Origin of the sequence: Streptomyces sp. Tue6028, assembly GCF_002300165.1 — a bacterium.
Classification (GTDB): domain Bacteria; phylum Actinomycetota; class Actinomycetes; order Streptomycetales; family Streptomycetaceae; genus Streptomyces; species Streptomyces siamensis.
Map to the genome: position 1 here is coordinate 224,840 of NZ_MLCE01000021.1, position 17,752 is coordinate 242,591.

Consider the following 17,752-nt stretch of genomic DNA (forward strand, 5'->3'; position numbering starts at 1 on the left):
CCGCATGGAGGACTACCGGCGCATCGCCGACCGCGTCGCCGCCGACATCACGGCCGGTCGGCTCAAGCCCGGCGAACGGCTGCCCCCGCAGCGGGCGTTCGCCCGCCGGCGCGGGATCGCCGGGTCGACGGCCGGGCGGGTGTACGCCGAACTCGTCCGGCGCGGACTGGTCGTCGGCGAGGTCGGGCGCGGCACCTTCGTACGGGCCTCCCCCGCACCCTCGGGCCGCGCGCTCGCCGAGCCCGCCACCACCGCCCGGGTCAACCTGGAGCTCAACTACCCTTCCGCGCCGGGCCAGTCGGAGCTCCTCGCCGACGGACTGGCCCCGCTGCTGCGCCCCGACGTGCTCACCGACGCACTGCGCACGGCCCCCGCCACCGGCACGGCCGCCGTCCGCGAGGCCGCCGCGGCACTGCTCGCCACCCCGGGCTGGCGCCCGGCACCGGACCGGCTGGCCTTCGCCGGCAACGCCCGCCAGGCCATCGCCGCCGCACTCGCCACCCTGGTGCGCCCCGGGGGCCGCGTCGGCGTCGAGTACCTGACCTACCCCCTGGTCAAGGAGATCGCGGAGCGCCTCGGCATCACCCTGGTCCCGCTGGCCATGGACGACGAAGGCCTGCGCCCGGAGGCGGTCGCGACCGCCCACCGCTCCGCGCCGCTGTCCGCCGTGTACGTCCAGCCGACCCTGCACAACCCGACCTCGGTGACGGCGGGCGGCGAGCGGCGACGTCAACTCGCGTCCGCGGCACGGGACATGGACCTCCCCCTGATCGAGGACCGCATCTGGTCCTTCCTGCACAACGGCTCCCCCGACCCGCTCGCCGCCCATGCCCCCGAGCGCACCTACGTCGTCGACGGCCTCTCCAAGCGGGTCGCCCCGGGTCTGACGGCCGGCTTCCTCGTCGCACCGGAAGGGCGCGTCGGGCAGGTGGCCGCCGCCCTCCGCTCGGGTGGGTGGACCGCGAGCCGGTTCGCCCTGGAGGCGGCCGTGCGCTGGATCGGCGACGGCACGGTGGACCGCCTGGTGCGCGCCAAGCGGGCGGACGCGGCGAGCCGTCAGCGGCTCGCGGCCGAACATCTCGCGGGCTTCGCCGTGCGCGCCGACCCGCAGGCGTACTACCTCTGGTGGGAACTGCCGTCCCCGTGGCGGGCGGACACCTTCGCGGCCGCGGCGGCGGAGCGGGGCATCGCGCTCACCCCGGGGCCCGCCTTCACGGTCCCGGTGCTCGGTACGCGGGCCGAGGACTGCGTCAGGCTCGGACTCGCCTCGACCGCTCCGCGGGAGCTTGCGGGGGCGTTGCGGACCCTCGCCGGTATCGCGCGTACACCCCCGTGAGCCCCGCTGCCAGCGCGACGGCGAGTCCGAGGGCGAGGAGCAGCCAGGACACCAGCCGGAGCGTCTCCGTGAGTGCGTCGTACACCGCGCCCGCGGCCAGCGGCGACACGTCGGGCGGCAGGTCGGCGAGGGTCATCCGGCGGCCCACGGTGATCGCCGCGCCGAGCAGCGCGGCGCCCAGCGCGGTGCCGAGCCCGGTCGCCAGGAGCGCCCGGCGGCGGCGCACCGCCACGAGGATGCCCGCGAGGGCGAACCCGACGGCGCCCACCGGCAGCCAGAACGCGGCGACTTCGAGCACGTGGAACCCCTTTCGCAACTGGGCCAGATCCTCGGCCTCGAGCACGGTGACCTCGGTGTGCTCGACGGGGATGCGGTTCGCCAACGGCATGTGGTCGTCGGCGAGTCGGCGCTTGACCTGCTCGGTGACGGGCGCGAGGTCGACGGTCACCGGCCCCGCGCGGTCGTCGCGCAGCGCCTGCATCACGGCGTCGTGCGCGGCCATGCTGGCGGCCTCCCACGCCGTGCGGTACGCCTCGGTCTCGGTGAACGAGAGCACCGCGTCCCGCACGAAGTGGTTCACCGGCCCCTGCAACCGCGGCCGTACGTGGACCTCGCGCAGGATGCCGTCCGTGACACCGGCGGCGATCGCGTCCCGTACGTCGCTGTCGGCGGCGAGCGGTGCCACCGTGGCCCGGTACCGGCCGGGGTCGCCGAGCCCGTACATCGCCCAGGTGGACAGCGCGCCGAGCGGCGCGAGCAGACAGGCGAGGAGGATGAGCACGGCCGACAGGGAGCTCCGGACACGTTGGGACACTCCTCCAGGCAAGTCCTCCCGGGCGCGTCACGCGAGCGGTCTGCCTGCAAATGGGCGTATGTGACAAGCCGAAGGGGGCTCCGCCCAGGTCACCCGGCCCCGGCCTTCGCCGATACGCCCGCGCGAGCACCGCTTGCACCCTGGTGAACCGCAGGGGGCACATGGCCCCCGGGCGCTCCGGTGGAGGCCTCACCCGAACGGGTGTTTCCTGGGAGAGGAGAAGGAGGCCGAGATGCGCGACACCCGGGCCCTGCGGGTTCCTGCCGCAGCCGCCGTGTGCCGCGGCCCCGTTCACGGGCGGCCTCCCGACCGTCGTGGCGGGCAGCACGGCGGCCGCTTTGGACCGTGGAGCCGGACGGGTCCATCTCCGGCTCCACCACGGGCTCCTGGGACCGGGGTCCCAGGGGGTAGGTGAGTGAGTGAGGGAGACGCACGAGACCCCGGCTGCTGCCGGGGCCTCGTGCGCCGTGCGTCGTCGGGACGCGTGGGCAGTGTGTTCGTCGGACGGACCGTCACGCCGTCACTCGACGCGATGTCCCGCCGCGTCCTCGTGCGTGTAGTAGCGGTAGAAGGCCCCGAGGAACACGGCGGCCCCGGCCACCAGGCCCATCAGCGACGACGACAGCACCGACGCGTTGCTCTGGCTGAAGAGGAAACCGACCGCGCAGCCCGCGAACGCGCCCCACACCACGGCGTGCAGTTCCCGCTTCATCAGCGGTGCCAGCCTGCTCACGCCCATGAGGAGCGCCGCGAACACGATGGCGCACACGAACCCGAACAGGACGTTCCAGCCGGTGATCGGGCCGCCGTAGCGGGTGATGGCCGCGGCCCAGTAGCCGTAGACGAGCCCGAGCGCGGCGGGCACCGCCCACCGTGCGATCGCGTGCGTGCGCTCCCCGAAGACGTCGGGGGTGTGTGGTGTCCCTGAGGCGGGTGACACAGGTGCCGCTTGAGCCATGGGAACACTCCTCTCTCTCCTCGCCCCTGCCTTCCAGAGCACACCTCGCCCCGGTGCCTGGCAAGTCGGAGGACGGCCTTCGTCACCGCCCGATTTCGCCGGGATGCGGCCCTTGCGCCGGCGTGCTTCGCTGAGCTGCATGAAGCTCGTACTTTTCGGTGCCACCGGGATGGTCGGCAGCCGTATCGCCGCCGAGGCGTCCGCGCGCGGGCACCGCGTCGTGGCCGTGAGCCGCTCCGGACAGTCCCCGATCCCGGGGGTCACGGCGACGGCCGCCGACGCGTCGGACCCGGCGAAGGTGGCCGAGCTGACGGCGGGCGCGGACGCGGTGGTCTCCGCCTGTGTGCCGCCGCGGGACGGATCGGAGGCCCGCGAGCCCTTCCTCGCGATCAACCAGGCCCTGGTGGAGGGCGCCGGCGCGGCCGGAGTCCGACGGCTCGTGATCGTCGGCGGCGCCGGCAGCCTGGAGACCCCCGAGGGCCGGGCGATCGTCGACGAGCCCGGCTTCCCCGAGGCCTACCTCACCGAGGCCCTCGCCCACCGCGACGTGCTCGACTTCTACCGCGCTCTGGACGACGACGCCGTCGACTGGACGTACGTCTCCCCCGCCGCGGAGATCGCCCCCGGTGAACGCACCGGCACCTTCCGTGTCGGCGGCGACCGGCTGCTCACCGACGCCCACGGCAACAGCCGGATCAGCGCGGAGGACTACGCGATCGCCGTCGTCGACGAGCTGGAGAAGGACGCCCACCCGCGCGCCCGGATGTCGGTCGCGTACTGATCAGGTGGCCGGCCGCAGCCCCGCGGAGCAACCACGGACGAGAGCCGGGCCGCCCGACGCCGTCCAGCGGCAGTCACTGCTGCGCCTGCACGGACGCAGCGTCGCCTGGATGCCGCCGCTGCTCCTGCTCATCGGCATCGCCGTGTTCGACTGGAACAGCTCGGGCGAGTTCCGGATCATCTCGTGGATCGTGCTGGTGCCCGGCATCGCGGCGGCGATCTGCGGGGTGTGGGGCACGGCGGCGCTCGCGGTGCTCTCGCTGGCCACCTACATCGGTGTCGACACGTCCTGGCCGCACCAGTACCAGACAGGCCTGCCCGACTTCATCCTCGTCGCCCTCGGCAGCATGCTCGCGGTCCTCGCCTGCGCGGTCCGGGTCCGCGGCGAACAGCGCATGCTGCACATGCGGGACGTCGCCGAGACCACCCGGCGCACGGTGCTGCGCCCGCTCGTGCCGGGCTGGGGCGGCCTGGACCACGCGGCCGTCTACCTCGCGGCGGACAGCGACGCCCGCGTCGGCGGGGACTTCTACGACATCCAGCCGGGGCTGCACGGCACGCGCGTCCTGCTCGGCGACGTCCAGGGCAAGGGGCTCGGAGCGGTGGAGGCGGCGGCCGCGCTGCTCGGCACGTTCCGGGAGTCGGGGTACCACGAACCCCTGCTGCGCACGGTCGCCGACCGGCTGGAGGTGCGGATGCTGCGGCACGGCGACTACACGTCCGCGCTCGGCCGCCTGGACGGCGACCGCTTCGCGACCGGAATCCTGATCGGAATCCCGCCGGACGTCACCGACAGCGTCGAGGTCATCAACTTCGGGCACGAACCACCGCTGGTGGTCACCGCGGACGACGTGCGTCAGCTGCCGCCGGGCGACGGACTGCCGCTCGGGCTGAGCGAGCTGGGGCAGGACGCGCCGCCGCTGATCGAGGTCCCGCTCGCGCACGGCGAGACGCTGCTGCTGGTCACCGACGGGGTGACGGAGGCGCGCGACGCGAGCGGCGCCTTCTTCCCGCTGCGCGAACACGTGGCCCGCGCCCTGACCGAGGACCCGCGCACCGCGGACCCGCACCGCCTGGTCCGGTTCGTCCGCGACGGCACGCTGCGGCACTGCGGCGGCCGGCTGGCCGACGACACCACGATCTTCGCCGTGCGCCGCCGATAGCGCCCGCGACCGGACGCGACCGGCCCGCGGAACCCGCGCACGGGCGGTGCGTTCGCCCTCCCGCCGTCCCCGCTTTGCACGCGCAGCGGTTACGGTGCTGCCGTACGTGATCGATGGGGAGGGGAATCTGTGCCCGGAACCGTGCTGCTCCTCGCGGCCTCGCCGGTGGGCAAGGGGTGTCTGGTGGACGCGGCGTCCGTGCTCCCCGTCCTGGCCGCGGTGTCTCCCGCCGTGCTGTCCGGCAGCGACACGGCGAACGTCGTGGAACTGGCCGACCCGCTGGAGCCGCAGGCCGTCCTGACCCGGCTGCGCGCGGCGGCGGCCTCGCCCGGCCCGCTGACGGTCTTCCTCACCGGCCAGCTGCAACTGGACCGCCGCCAGCGCCTGCCGCACCTCGCCCTCGCCCGCACCACTCCGGCAACGGTCCGCTACACCGCCTTCCCCTGGCACTGGATCACCGAGGAACTCCGGCTGCGCCCCGCGGGTACGACCACGCTCCTCGTCGACCTGCACGCCGACGCGGAGACCTGGGACCACCTCGCCGCCCGCCCCCTGACGGCGGGCCCGTCCACCGCGCTGTACGGCCGGATCGCGCCGCCACCGCCCCGCCGCAGCGTGGCGGCTCCGGCGTACATGAGGGCGGCGGCCACCGTCCTGCGCAGCGGTCACCGGCCGCCCCTCGCCGCACTGCACCAGCAGGCGCTGACCCGGGCGACGGGCGAGGAGGCCCGGCCGGGGCCGCCCGACATCGTGCTGACACCGCAGGCGGTGGCGCGGCCGTGGCACGGTGCGTACGGCGCCGCCGACGCGACGCCCGTGGCCGCCGTGCCCCCGCCCCTGCCGGCCGTCCCGCCCACGGCTCCGCCGACCGGCGGCTTCCGGCCGGTCGGGCCGCCCGCCGCGGCCTCCGCTCCGGGGGGCGCCCACACCGTGACCCCGGCGGGTCCCGACCCGCACGAGACCATCACCGCCGCCGTCCAGGCCGGCCGGCACGGCGAGGCCGAGGCGCTGGCCGGGCGGTGGGAGCAGGAGGCGCTGCGGACGTACGGGCCCGCCTCCGAGCAGGTGCTGCACTGGATGGAGGTGCGCGCGGACCTGGCGATGTTCGCCGCGGACCCGGAGCGCAGCTGCCGCACCTGGCTGGCGGTCGCGGACGCCCGGCTGGGCGCGGGCGAGGCTCCCGACTCCCCGGCGGTGGAGTCGGCCGTGGACCGGGCCCACCACCAGTGGGGTCTTGTCGGCGACGCGGTGCCCGCCCGTGAACTGGGGTCCGCGCTCGCCGAGTTGAGACGGCGGGTGCCGGGCCGCCGGCAGGGGGCGCTGGACCACGTACGGCAGCAGCTCCGCCAGCTCCAGACGCAGGCCTGAGGAGCAGGTCAGGCGACGTTCAGCGACGTCAGCGCCCCCGACACCAGCGTCCGCACGCCCGGCGCGACCACGGACAGGTCGGGGGCGAACAACGGGCTGTGGTTGCTGGGCACGGCGGCGAGCCGGTCCATCAGGTCGCCGCCGCCCGGAGCCGCGTCCCACACGTCGGCCGGGGTGCTCGTCACGAACCAGTAGGAGTACGGGAGTTCGCCCACCGCGAGCCGGTCGAAGTCCTCGCTGCCCATCGCCGGCCCGGGGTCGAGGACCGTCCCCGCGCCGAAGACCTCGGCGTGCACGGCGGCGACGCGGCGGTCCGTGTCGGGGTCGTTGACGGTCACCGGGAAGCTGCTGCCGACGGTGACGTCGGGTTCGCGGGGGCAGCCCGCCGCCGCGCACTCGCCCCGCGCGACACGGCGCACGGCGGCGATCATCCGCTCGCGGACCTGCTGCGACTGTGTGCGCAGGTTGAGGGACAGCCGCGCCTCGGACGGAATGATGTTGTGCCGGGTGCCCGCCTCGATCCGTCCGACCGTCAGGACCGCGGACTCGCGTGCCGCGACCTCGCGGCTCACGACGGTCTGGAGCCGGGTCACGAGGTACGCCGCCGTCACCACGGGGTCGACGGTCGCCTCGGGGCGCGAGCCGTGGCCGCCGGCCCCGTGCACCACGATGTCGATGTCGGTGGAGGCGGACATGATCAGGCCCGGCGAGTGCGCGTACAGACCGGCGGGGCCCGGCGCGACGTGCTGGGCGAGCAGGACGTCCGGCCGCGGGACACGCTCGTAGAGGCCGTCCGCGAGCATCCGGGCCGCGCCTTCCCCGGTCTCCTCGGCGGGCTGTCCGACCAGCACCAGCGTGCCGCTCCAGGTGTCGCGTCCGGCGGCGAGCGCGTCGGCGGCGCCGGCCAGCCAGGTGACGTGCAGGTCGTGACCGCAGGCGTGCATGACCCCGTCCGTCGTCGAGGCGTACGGCAGGCCGGTCTCCTCGGCGACGGGGAGCGCGTCCATGTCGGCGCGGAGCAGGACGGTGGGGCCTTCGCCGTTGCGCAGCACACCCACGACTCCCGTGCCGCCGACACCGTCGTGGGTCTCGTACCCGGCCCGGCGCAGCCGCCCGGCGAGCCGGTCCGCGGTGCGGTGCTCGCGCAGGGACAGTTCCGGATGGCGGTGCAGGTCCCGGTAGAAGTCCTCCAGGTCCGGGACCGGGAGGTCGGCGGTGAGGTCCAGCGCGGTGCGGGCGGCGGGAGAGGTCACGGGATCAGCGTAGCCACGGAGGGCGGACGTGGGTGGGGAGTGCGTCATGAGCGGGCCGGGGGCGGAGCGGCGGTCACCGGACGGCCACCGGCGGGAGAGCGGCGGGTCACCGGGGCGGTGTCGTGGTCGTCCGGCGGCCGCCGGCGGAAGGGGGAGTTCCGTCGACGGCCGCCGTACGTGCCGCCCCAGGGCGGCGGGCACCGGGGTGGACCGGGTTCCCAAGGGGGGGCGGGACCCGGCCGGACCTCAGCGCCCGGTCTGTGCCACCGTCGACAGCACGTGCTGGGTGGGGCGGGGCGGTTCCGCCGCCCGCGCCGGGCCCGCGTTCGCGGCCGTGACCAGTGCCGCCACGGCGACGACGGCCGCGCCGAACCCCCTGGAGTAGCGCGCGAAAAGACGTCGGAGCACGGCGACCTCGCAACAACAGCAGCTTATTAAGCAGGCTTAATCCGTCGCTTAACGTAGGGGCTGCGGGCGTCAAAGAGCAAGAGCCGCCAGGAGGTTGGACAATAGTCAGGAGTCGTCCGAATGTAAGTCGACTTAATGGCATGCTTAATCCATGGCGGAGCGCGACGACCCGGAGATCATCGGGCGCAGGGTGCAACAGCTGCGTACGGAGCGCGGTCTGACGCAGAAACAGCTGGCGGAGCCCGCGTACACGCCCGCCTACATCTCCACCCTGGAGGCGGGCCGGGTGCGGGCCTCCGAACCCGCGCTGCGGCACATCGCCGAGCGGCTCGGCATCGCCTACGAGGAGCTCACGACCGGGCGGCCCGCCCATCTCGCCACGGATCTGCGGCTGCGGCTGACCGACGCGCAGCGCACGCTCGCCACCGGAGAGGCCGAGGTCGCGGCGGAGCAGTACGCCCTGCTCCTCGCGGAGGCGGACGCGCACGGGCTCGTCGCCGAGCAGGCCGCCGCGCTGCTGGGCCTCGGTGAATGCGCCCTGGAGACCGGCGATCTGGCCACCGCGCAGGAGCGTTTCGAGGAGTCCGAGCGCCGCACGGGCGACGCACCGCTGCCGCAGCGCGTGCCCGCCGTGCGCGGGCGGGCCGTCTCCCACTACCTGGCGGGCGAACTCCGCTACGCCTGCTACCTGTTCGAGTCCACCCTCGACGAGCTCAACCGCACCGGACTGCACGACCCCGACGCGCTGCTCCTGCTCTACACGGGAGTCATCGCGCCCTACATGGACATGGGCGCGCACGCCCGGGCCGCCCAGGCCGCCGAGTTCGCGCTGGCCCTCGCGCCGCAGGTCGGCGATCCGGCGCTGGTGGCGCGGATGCACCGCTCGGTGGCCCGCACGATGATCGCCGAAGGGCGCATCGCCGAGGCCGACGTGTCCCTCGCCAAGGCGGCCGAGCTCTACCGCCAGCTCCAGATCCGCACCGAACTGGCCAACTGCCACTGGATGCGCGGATACCTGTACGCGCAGAACGGCGAACTGGAGCGCGCCGAGGCCGAGTTGCGCGAGGCGCAGGCGATGCTCTCCGCCAAGCGGGCCGCCCTCTACACCAGTCAGGTCGCCGTCGAGCTCGCCGACGTACTGCACCGGCGCGGCAAGTCGGAGGAGGCCGCCGCCCTGCTGCGGGAGGTGCTCGGCGACCTCAGCCCCGAGCGCGGAGCCATCCACTCGGCCGCCGCGCACCGGCTCCTCGGCATCATCGCGGAGGACGCCCGGGAGACCGAGGCGGCCGAGGAGCACTATGTGCGCGCGATGAGCCTGCTGGAGCGGGCCGGGGCGGCGGGGGACCTGGCCGACCTGTGCCGGCTCCTCGGCGACCTGCTGCGCCGCACGGGCCGCATCGAGGCGGCGCTCGACGCGTACCGCACCGGCCTCGGTCATCGCACCGCGCCGGGCACGACGACCCTGGGCCCGGCCCCGGCGCAGCCCCCGCTCTGACCTCCCGCCGACGGCTCACGCGCCGGGCGGGCGCTCTCGGAGCGGGGTCGCGCGGGGCGGGCGCGTCCGGGACCGGCTCGGGGCGGGCACACCCGAAGAGCGGGGTCGCGCCGGCCGGCGGGCCGGTCACCCCATGCGTTCCACCGCGTCCTTGGCCTCCTTGAGGTCGGCGCCCGTGGCCTCGCGGTAGGCCTTGATGGCCTGGATCTTCTTGCCCTCCCGCAGCAGCGCGGTGACCTGCGGCAGCTCCGGATCACCGGCGTGCACGCCGAGGTGGTCGAGGATCAGGTCGAGCTTGCGCTCGACGCGGGCGATTCGGCGGTCGGTGCGGCCCAGCTTGCTCTCCAGTCCGGCGAAGCTCGCGATCATCAGCGCGGCCACGAGGAAGAGACCCGTTATTTCCATGGGCACCGATCCTAGGACCCCTCGTCCCGCAGGCCGACGCGGCGCAGCAGTCCGAGCAGCGTGGCCCGTTCGTCCTGGTCGAGAGGGGCGAAGGAGGCGGTGAGGACGTCCAGCGTGATCGTGCGCCCGGCGGCGAGGACGCGCTCGCCGTCCGCGGTGAGGCGGTGCTCGATGCGCCGGCCGCGTCCGGGGCGGCGCTCGACGAGGCCCTGCGCGGCGAGCCGGCTCGCCAGGGTTCCGAAGGACTGGTCGCCCTGGAAGGTGGCGACGGCGAGTTCGTGCGCGGAAGCGCCGGGCGCCCGGGCGATGGCGCGCAGGGCGTCCCACTGGGCGAGGGTCGTGCCGGCCGCGGCGAGGCGGGTGTCCAGTGCGCGGTGATGCCGGTACTGCGCCTCCTTCACCGCGCGGCCCAGCTCCTCGAGGCCGACGGCGTCCGCCGGGCCGGAGACGTCGGACGTGCCGAGAGTGTCGGACGTGCCGAGAGTGTCGGACGTCCCCCGGGCGTCCGACGCATCCGGGACGTCCGGGACGTCCGGGACGTCCGTCCGACGTGAGGCGTGCGTCGGTTCCGGGGCGTCCGTCGGGTCGGCGGGACCGCCGGTGCGGGCGGCGGATGCGTCTGGCTGCGCGGTCATGTCCGGCATTCTAGTGCAGCGAATACGGTTGCTTATATAAGCATGCGTAGATACCTTGTGCCGTATGGCTGACACCACGACACGGACCGTGTTCCCGCGCCCCGACCTCCCGCTCACCCTCACCGAGACCGGCCCCCGCGACGGCCGCGTCGCGCTCGTCCTGCACGGAGGGAGCGGGCCCGCCACCGTCGCGGCCGTCGCCGCGCACCTGGCCGGCGAGCGGCACATGCGGGTCTTCCTGCCGACCCACCCCGGCTGGGACGGAACCGAACGCCCCGACTGGTTCACCGGAGTCGACGACCTGGCTCTCGCCCATCTGCACTGGCTCCGCGACGAGGGGCACCGTGACGTGCTGGTCGTCGGCTCCTCGATCGGCGGCTGGGCGGCCACCGAGATGGCCTTCCGCGACGACGGCGCGGTCATCGGCTCCCTGGTCCTGATCGACGCCGTCGGCGTGGCCGTCCCGGGGGAGCCGGTCCGCGACATCTTCGGCCTCACCCCGGGCGAGCTCGCCGCGTACGCGTTCCACGACCCCGCACGGCATGCCGTCGACCCCGCCACGCTCACCGCGGAGCAGCTCGCGGCCCGGCGGGCCGACATGGAGACCGTGCGGCTGCTGGCCGGCGACCCGTACATGCACGACCCGAAGCTGCTGAACCGGCTCGGCCGCGTGCGGACCCCGGCCCTGGTGCTGTGGGGCGAGAGCGACCGCATCGTCACGCCCGCGTACGGGCGCGCCCTCGCCGCGGCCCTTCCCCACGCACGGTTCGAGACCGTGCCCGAAGCCGGGCACCTGCCGCACCTCGAACAGCCCGCCGCCACGTTCGCCGCGCTGGACGCGTATCTCGACGCCCTTTCCGGTGACCGCGCGAAGACCGACTAGCGCCGCCCCGCGGCTTCCGGCCTTCGACCGCCCGCGGGGCCACCGGCCGGCCGCCCGGACCGCTGCCGCCCGGCGCCCGTCGTCCGCCGCCCCGAGGGCCTAACCGCCCGAGCCGAGGCCCGTTCCCGTGCCGGTGCCCGCGTTCGCGTCCTGACCTGCCGTGGACCGGTCGGCGGTGGACCTGGGCGCCGACCCCTCGATGTCGATCACCGCACCCAGCTTCACCTGCTTGTACAGCCACGCCGCGTCGGCCGAGCGCAGGCCGATCCAGCCCGTCGTGCGGTCGTAGTTGCCGGGCGCCTTCTCGTCGTAGGCGATGGCGGCGATGTAGTTCGCCGAGCCGCCGGAGGAGGACAGTTCGATCACCCAGGACACCTTGAGGTCGTAGTCCGACTCGAGGCCGACCGTGGTGCCGGGCATCACCTTCGTCGCGCTCTTGGCGGTGACCGTCATCCGGCCCGTCGCCGTGGGCCGGAGCTCGGTGCCGGAGGTGACCGGCAGGACGCGGCCGGCGACCTCGATCTGCCGCCGGGACAGGTCGACCGTGGCGTCGGGCGTCGCCGGGAGGCTGGGGGTGCCGGTGGGGCTCGCGGCAGGGGCGGGCCGCTGATCCGTGCCGCCGCCCAGGTCGACCGCGACGAGCAGGGCGAGCGCCGCCGCGGCGGAGACGGAGGCGGTCGCCACGACCGTACGCCGACGGCGTCGGCGGCGTACCGCCCGGCCACGGATCTCCGCGCCCGTCAGCACCGGGTGGGTCTCGCCCTCGGCGGCCAACTCGCGCAGGTTCGAGGTGAGTTCATCGGACACGGTCGTCCTCCCTCTCCTCCTCGTCCGTCGAGTCCGCCGAGAGCACCTGGGCCAGTGCCGCCCGGCCGCGGGACAGACGGGCCTTGACCGTGCCCACGGGAGCCCCGGTTTCGGAGGCTACCTGCTCCACGCTCAGGTCGCACAGATGGTGCAGGACCAGGGCCATCCGCTGCGCCTCCGGCAGGGTGCGCAGCGCGGCGACCAGAGCGGTGCGCTCCGGATCGGGTCCCGGGGTGTGCTCGGGCGGCGGAGTGCGCCGCACGAGTTCGAGCCAGCGGCGCGCACGGCGCCAGCGGCTCACCGCGAGCCGCATCGCCACCGTCCGTATCCACGCCTCGGGCGCCCCGTCGGCGAGGAACTCGCGCCGCCGGTCCCAGGCGCGGACGAACGCCTCCTGGACGACGTCCTGCGCCTCACCGTGGTCCCCGGTGAACGCGTAGAGCTGACCGGTCAGCCGGGGGAACGCGGTCGCGTAGAACGCGTCGAACTCTTCCTCGGTCATGCCCCCCGCCGGAGTTTCCGGAATTTCCGCGGCCCGATGCAACCCGGCCGTCCCTGCCGTGCGTACAGGTCCCGTACGTGGCACATCGAAACACACCACAGGGGGATCACGATGACCACCGGAGTCAGGGGGCGCCGGCCGGGCCGCGCCTGGGGGGCGGCGGCGCTGGCCGTGTGCGCGCTCGCGCTGGCCGGCTGCTCGGGGCGGGCCGTGGCCGACGGGAGCGGAGGCACGGGGACGGGCGCCGGACCGGAGGCCACCACGACCGTCAACCCGCAGCGGCAGAAGGGGCATACGGCCACGCCGAAGCCGCTCAAGTCGCTGCCGGGCGCGCACGTCAACATCGTCGACAGGCAGACCGTCGGTGTCGGCATGCCCATATCGGTGACCTTCGACGGCGCCGTACCGACCGTCGAACGTGCGGACGTGGAACGGCAGTTGAAGGTAACCGCCGATGTCGAGGGCTCGTGGAGCTGGGTCAAGGACCGCAATCTGCTCGACGGGCAGCGCGTCGACTTCCGGCCGCGCACGTACTGGAAGCCCGGCACGGAGGTCACCGTCCGGGCCGGCGCCGGGATCACACGGCATTTCACGGTGGGCCGCTCCCTCGTCGCCACGGTCGATGTCCGCACACACTCCATGACGGTTGAGAAGGCCGGTACGACGCGAAAGGTTCCCATCACGGCGGGCGCACCGGGCATGGAGACCTGGAACGGCACCATGGTCGTCTCCGACAAGGCGACCAAGGTCTTCATGAACTCGCAGACCGTCGGCTACGGCGACGCGTACGCGGGTTACTACTACTACGCCGTGCACCTCACCACCTCGGGCACCTATCTCCACCAGAACCCGAAGGCCAACACCTACGCCGGGCACCAGAACGTCACCCACGGCTGCGTCGGACTCGCCACCGACGGCACCGCGAAGCGCTTCTACGACGAGGTCATCCCCGGCGACGTCGTCAAGGTCGTCGGCTCCAAGGACACGGTGGCCGTGGGCAACGGATACGGCGACTGGAACCTCGGCTGGGAGCAGTGGAAGGCGGGCAGCGCGCTGTCCTGAGACCGTGCGGGAAATTTCCCGCCGGGTGTCATCCGGCGTACGGGCCAACGGAGTTTGGACGAGTGGAGAGGCGCCCTCCGACCGTTTCACCGCCGCACGTTCCTCATATCGCAAGGAGAGTCCGTCCATGACACGGATGCAGAAGTACCTGGCCGCGACCGCCGTGGCCGTCGCGCTGGTCGGGGCGCCCACGGTGTCGTACGCCGTCTCGCAGGGGAAGGCGGCGTCCGGCACCTCCACCCATTCCGCGGCGCGGGCCGAACGCGCCACCGCCGTCCGGCCGGTCGCCGAGGCCGCCGCCAGGAAGGCGCCCACCGCCCGGATCGTCGCCCCCGGCGAACATGTCGCCGTGGACGGCGGCGCGGAGATCTGGCTCACGGCGGAGGGCAAGCACTGGACGACGGCCGGCGACCCCGAGCCGCAGTTCCGCAGTGTCGTCGACGGCAACGTCGACCTGACCCGGCCGGGTGTGTCGATGCAGGCCGAAGGCGACGCCGAGGGCCGCTACTTCCTCTCCGGCCTCTACTACGGCGGCAAGGGCACCGCGTCCCGCGTCACCGTCGAGACCAAGGCCGGCACCGTGCACGGCAAGCTGCTGGAGCTCGCGGGCAAGCCCGGCTGGGGCGTCTGGTACGCCACCGCCCAGGCCCCGGCCGACGGCAAGGGCGATCCCGACTTCCTCGGCAACGTCACCGTCCGCGACACCAAGGGCCGGATCTACGCCCAGCTGAAGTGAGCCCGGTGGTGCGGGAGAGCCGGGTTGTTCAGGTCTCGGCTCCCCCGCACCGCCTCCACCCCCACGTACCCGACACCGAGGGACCGCCGGCCGTGCCGCTCACCCCCACCGACGCCTCCCAGGACTCCGCCGACGACGGCGACTTCGCCGCGTACGCGACCGCGGCCTGGCCCCGCCTGGTCCGCACCGCGCACATGCTCACCGGGGACTTCCACGAGGCCGAGGATCTCGTCCAGACCACGCTGGCCAAGGTGTACGCGCGCTGGCGGCGCATCCCGCGCGACGACGTCGACTTCTACGTGCGCCGCTCGCTGGTCAACAACAACATCAGCCGGGTGCGCAAGAGACGTGTCGTGCAGCTGCTGATGCCGTTCCTGCCCGAGCGGGTGGACGAGAGCGAGCCCGGCCACGCGGAGACCGTCGCCCAGCGAGCGGCCCTGGACGAGGCGCTCGCGCACCTGTCGGCGCGGCAGCGCGCCGTGATGGTGCTGCGCTACTGGGAGGACCTCGGCGAGGCCGAGACGGCCCAGCTCCTCGGCTGTTCGGTCGGCACCGTCAAAACCCATGCCCGGCGTGGCCTCGAGGCCCTTCGGGCCCACCCCCTGTTCGACGGCCGACACCCCGTTTCCGGAGCCCGCCCATGAACCACCCGTTCCGTTCCCCGCGCCCGCCGGCCGAGGCCGAGCGGCTGCGCGAGGCGTTCGCCGAAGCCGCCTACGACGTCACTCCTTCCGTGGTTCCGCTGGCCGCCATCGAACGCGAGGGCCGGCGGCGCAGGCGGCGGCGCGGGGCCGCCGTGCTCATGGCGGCTTGCGGTGTGCTGCTGGTGCCGCTGGCCGTGGTGGTGTTCCGCACGGGTGCGGCCGGCGAGCCGTCCGCACCCAGCAGCAGCGTGCGCCCGCCCTCCCCGACGGCCGGCACGGCGAGCCCCTCGCCCTCGGCGCCCGCCGGGAAGGTGCGCGTGGTGGCGCCCGGCGAGCGCGTGACGGTCTCGCCCGGCACCAGGATCTGGCTCACCGAGGACGGCAAGCACTGGACGGAACCGGACGCGCCCGGCCCCCAGTTCCGCAGCGTCAGTGACGGCAACCTCGACATGAGCACCCCCGGCATCACCCTCCAGGAGTCGGGACAGGGCGACGGCTACTTCCTCTCCGGCATCTTCCACGGCCCGGGAGAGCCGGCCCGCGTCACGGTCACCACGTCCGCGGGTGACGTCGACGGCACCGCGCTCGTCCTCGCGGGCAAGCCCGGCTGGGGCGTCTGGTACGCGCAGGTGAGGGTGCCGAAGTCCGCCACGCCCGACGGCAGCATGACCGGCGTCACCGAGCGGGTCACGGTCCACGACTCGGCGGGCCGGGTCATCGCGACCCAGGACTTCACCCCGTGAGCGCCCCGGGCGGCTCCGCCGGGACGGAGCCGGGCGCCGTCGTGGCGGGGCGGGCGCCCCGGCCGGCGCGCACCCGCGTCGCCCGGTTCCTCCGCGCGCGCCGGATCCGGGCCCGACGCACCCGTGGCCGCCGGCTGCGCCGGGCGCTGATCGCGCTGGCCGTCGTGTTCGCCGCGCCGGCCGGGGCGGCCGTGGTGGCGTACCGGCTGACGGTGATCCCCGAGCCGCATCCCGAGACGGCGATGCAGAGCACGGTCTTCGTGGACAGCCACGGCGGCTACCTGGGCCGGCGCGGCCCGGTCGACCGCCAGGAGGTGCCGCTCTCCCAGGTGCCCCGGCATGTGCAGGAAGCGGTGATTGCCGCGGAGAACCGTTCCTTCCGTACGGACAGCGGGGTCTCGCCGAGCGCCGTCGTCCGCGCCGCGTGGTCGACGCTGAGCGGCGGCGGACGCCAGGGCGGCTCCACGATCACGCAGCAGTACGTGAAGAACGCCCTGCTCAGCCCCGAGCGCTCACTGTCCCGCAAGGCGCGCGAGGCACTCATCGCCGTCAAGCTGGACCGCACCCGCTCGAAGGACGAGATCCTGGCGGGCTACCTCAACACCGTGTACTTCGGCCGCGGCGCGGCCGGCGTCCAGGCCGCCGCGCGCAACTACTTCGGCGTGGACGCGCAGGACCTGAGCATCGGCCAGGGCGCCGCGCTCGCCGCCGTGGTCAACATCCCCTCGTACTACGAGAGGGCGGGCTCCGACGCGGCGGTGACGGCGAAACTCGAACACCGCTGGGAGTGGGTGCTGGACGCGATGGCGGACAGCGGGGCGATCACGTCCGCCCAGCGCGCGGCGGCCCGCTTCCCGGCGTTCCGTTTCTATCCCCCCGGCGCCACGGACGGCCAGCGCCAGTACCTGATCGACGTCGCCGCGAAGGAGGCCGCCGGCCGGCTCGGCATCACCCAGGACGAACTGGCCCGCGGCGGCTACACCGTCCGTACCACCTTCGACCTCACCGCCCAGGACGCGGCGTCCGAACAGATCGCCGGCCTGCCGCCGGGCAAGGACACACGGCTCCACACGGCCGTCGTGGCGCTGGTCCCCGGCGACGGCGCCGTACGCGTCCTGTACGGCGGCGCGGACTACGCCCGGCAGCCCTTCAACGACGCGATCGCCGGAGCCGTGGAGGCGGGCACGGCGCTCGGACCGTTCGCCGGGACCCGGCTGAGCGCGCCGCTCAGCGGCCTCCCGCGCGCCGCCGCACCGACCCCGTACCGGCTGGCCGCCGCCTATGCCACGGCGGCGGCCCGCGGCAGCTACGCGCGGCCCTACACCGTCGAGCGGATCACCCGCGCGGGACGCACCCTCTACGCGGCGCGCCCGCACACTCGCACCGCCATGGACCCGTTCTCCGCGGTGCTGGTCACCAAGCGCATGGCCGCCGCCTCCGGCGTTCTCCCGGCCGCCTTCACCGGCGGCGCCGGGACCCGCACCCTGTGGCGGACCACATACGACGACGGCCTCGCCGTCACGGCCGCGCTCTTCGCCCGGTGCCCCGCCCGCCATGGGCACACGGCCCGCACGGCCCAGTTGCCCGCCGGGGCCGGCGACCTCGCCGTACGCGTCACCACAGAGGTCCGTGACCGGCTGGAACAGTCGTCCCCGGGGGCGGCCCACACCCCCGTGCCGGCCTCCCCGGCGTGGGGCAGCGGCCCGGTGCCGTGACCGGAGGTTCGCGCGATCGAGACCTTCACGGCCCTTCCGTCCCCG

At 74.4% G+C, this 17,752-nt stretch carries 19 protein-coding genes; 11 read left to right on the forward strand and 8 right to left on the reverse strand.

Going from position 1 to position 17,752, the window contains the following annotated elements; all coding sequences use genetic code 11:
* Positions 1-4 precede the first annotated feature (4 nt).
* Positions 5-1,336, forward strand: coding sequence for an aminotransferase-like domain-containing protein (locus BKI49_RS19390; RefSeq protein ID WP_095935532.1), 1,332 nt, complete (start codon positions 5-7; stop codon positions 1,334-1,336).
* On the opposite strand, the gene BKI49_RS19395 is transcribed toward BKI49_RS19390, so the two are convergent.
* Entirely contained in the window at positions 1,251-2,150 is a 900-nt protein-coding gene (locus BKI49_RS19395; RefSeq protein ID WP_095935533.1) for a hypothetical protein, read from the reverse strand. The genes BKI49_RS19390 and BKI49_RS19395 overlap by 86 nt on opposite strands.
* Before the next feature lie 520 nt (positions 2,151-2,670).
* Positions 2,671-3,108: a hypothetical protein gene (locus BKI49_RS19400; protein WP_095935534.1), complete on the reverse strand. Its 438-nt coding sequence runs from the start codon at positions 3,106-3,108 to the stop codon at positions 2,671-2,673.
* A gap of 139 nt (positions 3,109-3,247) precedes the next feature.
* On the opposite strand from BKI49_RS19400, the gene BKI49_RS19405 reads away from it, so the two are divergent.
* The 3 genes from BKI49_RS19405 to BKI49_RS19415 all read left to right on the forward strand — a co-directional run bounded on the left by BKI49_RS19405 (position 3,248) and on the right by BKI49_RS19415 (position 6,419).
* Positions 3,248-3,889, forward strand: a complete 642-nt coding sequence (locus BKI49_RS19405) for an NAD(P)-dependent oxidoreductase (RefSeq protein ID WP_095935535.1) — start codon at positions 3,248-3,250, stop codon at positions 3,887-3,889.
* 4 nt (positions 3,890-3,893) lie between these two features.
* A complete protein-coding gene (locus BKI49_RS19410) occupies positions 3,894-5,051 on the forward strand; it encodes a PP2C family protein-serine/threonine phosphatase (RefSeq protein ID WP_373557565.1) in 1,158 nt (385 codons plus the stop codon).
* A 129-nt stretch (positions 5,052-5,180) separates the two neighbouring features.
* A complete protein-coding gene (locus BKI49_RS19415; protein ID WP_095935536.1) occupies positions 5,181-6,419 on the forward strand; it encodes a hypothetical protein in 1,239 nt (412 codons plus the stop codon).
* 8 nt (positions 6,420-6,427) lie between these two features.
* On the opposite strand, the gene BKI49_RS19420 is transcribed toward BKI49_RS19415, so the two are convergent.
* Both BKI49_RS19420 and BKI49_RS35355 read right to left on the reverse strand, forming a co-directional pair.
* On the reverse strand, positions 6,428-7,672 hold the full coding sequence (locus BKI49_RS19420; protein ID WP_095935537.1) for an amidohydrolase: 1,245 nt from the start codon (positions 7,670-7,672) through the stop codon (positions 6,428-6,430).
* A gap of 246 nt (positions 7,673-7,918) precedes the next feature.
* Entirely contained in the window at positions 7,919-8,080 is a 162-nt protein-coding gene (locus BKI49_RS35355; RefSeq protein WP_179332497.1) for a hypothetical protein, read from the reverse strand.
* Positions 8,081-8,231: 151 nt separating this feature from the next.
* Between BKI49_RS35355 and BKI49_RS19425 the strand changes: the two genes are divergently transcribed.
* Positions 8,232-9,575, forward strand: coding sequence for a helix-turn-helix domain-containing protein (locus tag BKI49_RS19425; RefSeq protein ID WP_095935538.1), 1,344 nt, complete (start codon positions 8,232-8,234; stop codon positions 9,573-9,575).
* A gap of 126 nt (positions 9,576-9,701) precedes the next feature.
* On the opposite strand, the gene BKI49_RS19430 is transcribed toward BKI49_RS19425, so the two are convergent.
* A complete protein-coding gene (locus BKI49_RS19430; protein ID WP_095935539.1) occupies positions 9,702-9,980 on the reverse strand; it encodes a ribosomal protein L7/L12 in 279 nt (92 codons plus the stop codon).
* A gap of 11 nt (positions 9,981-9,991) precedes the next feature.
* A complete protein-coding gene (locus tag BKI49_RS35890; protein WP_107469399.1) occupies positions 9,992-10,393 on the reverse strand; it encodes a MarR family winged helix-turn-helix transcriptional regulator in 402 nt (133 codons plus the stop codon).
* 286 nt (positions 10,394-10,679) lie between these two features.
* Between BKI49_RS35890 and BKI49_RS19440 the strand changes: the two genes are divergently transcribed.
* A complete protein-coding gene (locus tag BKI49_RS19440) occupies positions 10,680-11,498 on the forward strand; it encodes an alpha/beta fold hydrolase (protein ID WP_095935541.1) in 819 nt (272 codons plus the stop codon).
* A gap of 99 nt (positions 11,499-11,597) precedes the next feature.
* Here the strand turns inward: BKI49_RS19440 and BKI49_RS19445 are convergent, their stop codons facing one another.
* Both BKI49_RS19445 and BKI49_RS19450 read right to left on the reverse strand, forming a co-directional pair.
* The gene (locus tag BKI49_RS19445) at positions 11,598-12,305 is read right to left on the reverse strand and encodes a L,D-transpeptidase (RefSeq protein ID WP_179332498.1); all 708 of its coding nucleotides are present in this window, start codon (positions 12,303-12,305) and stop codon (positions 11,598-11,600) included.
* Positions 12,295-12,807 (reverse strand): SigE family RNA polymerase sigma factor, encoded by a 513-nt coding sequence (locus tag BKI49_RS19450; RefSeq protein WP_095935542.1) that lies wholly within the window; start codon positions 12,805-12,807, stop codon positions 12,295-12,297. The genes BKI49_RS19445 and BKI49_RS19450 overlap by 11 nt, the downstream gene beginning before the upstream one ends.
* Positions 12,808-12,918: 111 nt before the next feature.
* On the opposite strand from BKI49_RS19450, the gene BKI49_RS19455 reads away from it, so the two are divergent.
* The 5 genes from BKI49_RS19455 to BKI49_RS19475 all read left to right on the forward strand — a co-directional run bounded on the left by BKI49_RS19455 (position 12,919) and on the right by BKI49_RS19475 (position 17,707).
* On the forward strand, positions 12,919-13,869 hold the full coding sequence (locus tag BKI49_RS19455) for a L,D-transpeptidase (RefSeq protein WP_095935543.1): 951 nt from the start codon (positions 12,919-12,921) through the stop codon (positions 13,867-13,869).
* Positions 13,870-13,996: 127 nt separating this feature from the next.
* Entirely contained in the window at positions 13,997-14,605 is a 609-nt protein-coding gene (locus tag BKI49_RS19460) for a hypothetical protein (protein WP_306453561.1), read from the forward strand.
* Positions 14,606-14,697: 92 nt separating this feature from the next.
* Positions 14,698-15,249: a SigE family RNA polymerase sigma factor gene (locus tag BKI49_RS19465; RefSeq protein ID WP_095935544.1), complete on the forward strand. Its 552-nt coding sequence runs from the start codon at positions 14,698-14,700 to the stop codon at positions 15,247-15,249.
* Positions 15,246-15,992: a hypothetical protein gene (locus BKI49_RS19470; protein ID WP_095935545.1), complete on the forward strand. Its 747-nt coding sequence runs from the start codon at positions 15,246-15,248 to the stop codon at positions 15,990-15,992. Before BKI49_RS19465 ends, BKI49_RS19470 begins: the two co-directional genes overlap by 4 nt.
* The gene (locus BKI49_RS19475) at positions 15,989-17,707 is read left to right on the forward strand and encodes a transglycosylase domain-containing protein (RefSeq protein WP_095935546.1); all 1,719 of its coding nucleotides are present in this window, start codon (positions 15,989-15,991) and stop codon (positions 17,705-17,707) included. The genes BKI49_RS19470 and BKI49_RS19475 overlap by 4 nt, the downstream gene beginning before the upstream one ends.
* The last annotated feature ends 45 nt before the right edge of the window (positions 17,708-17,752 follow it).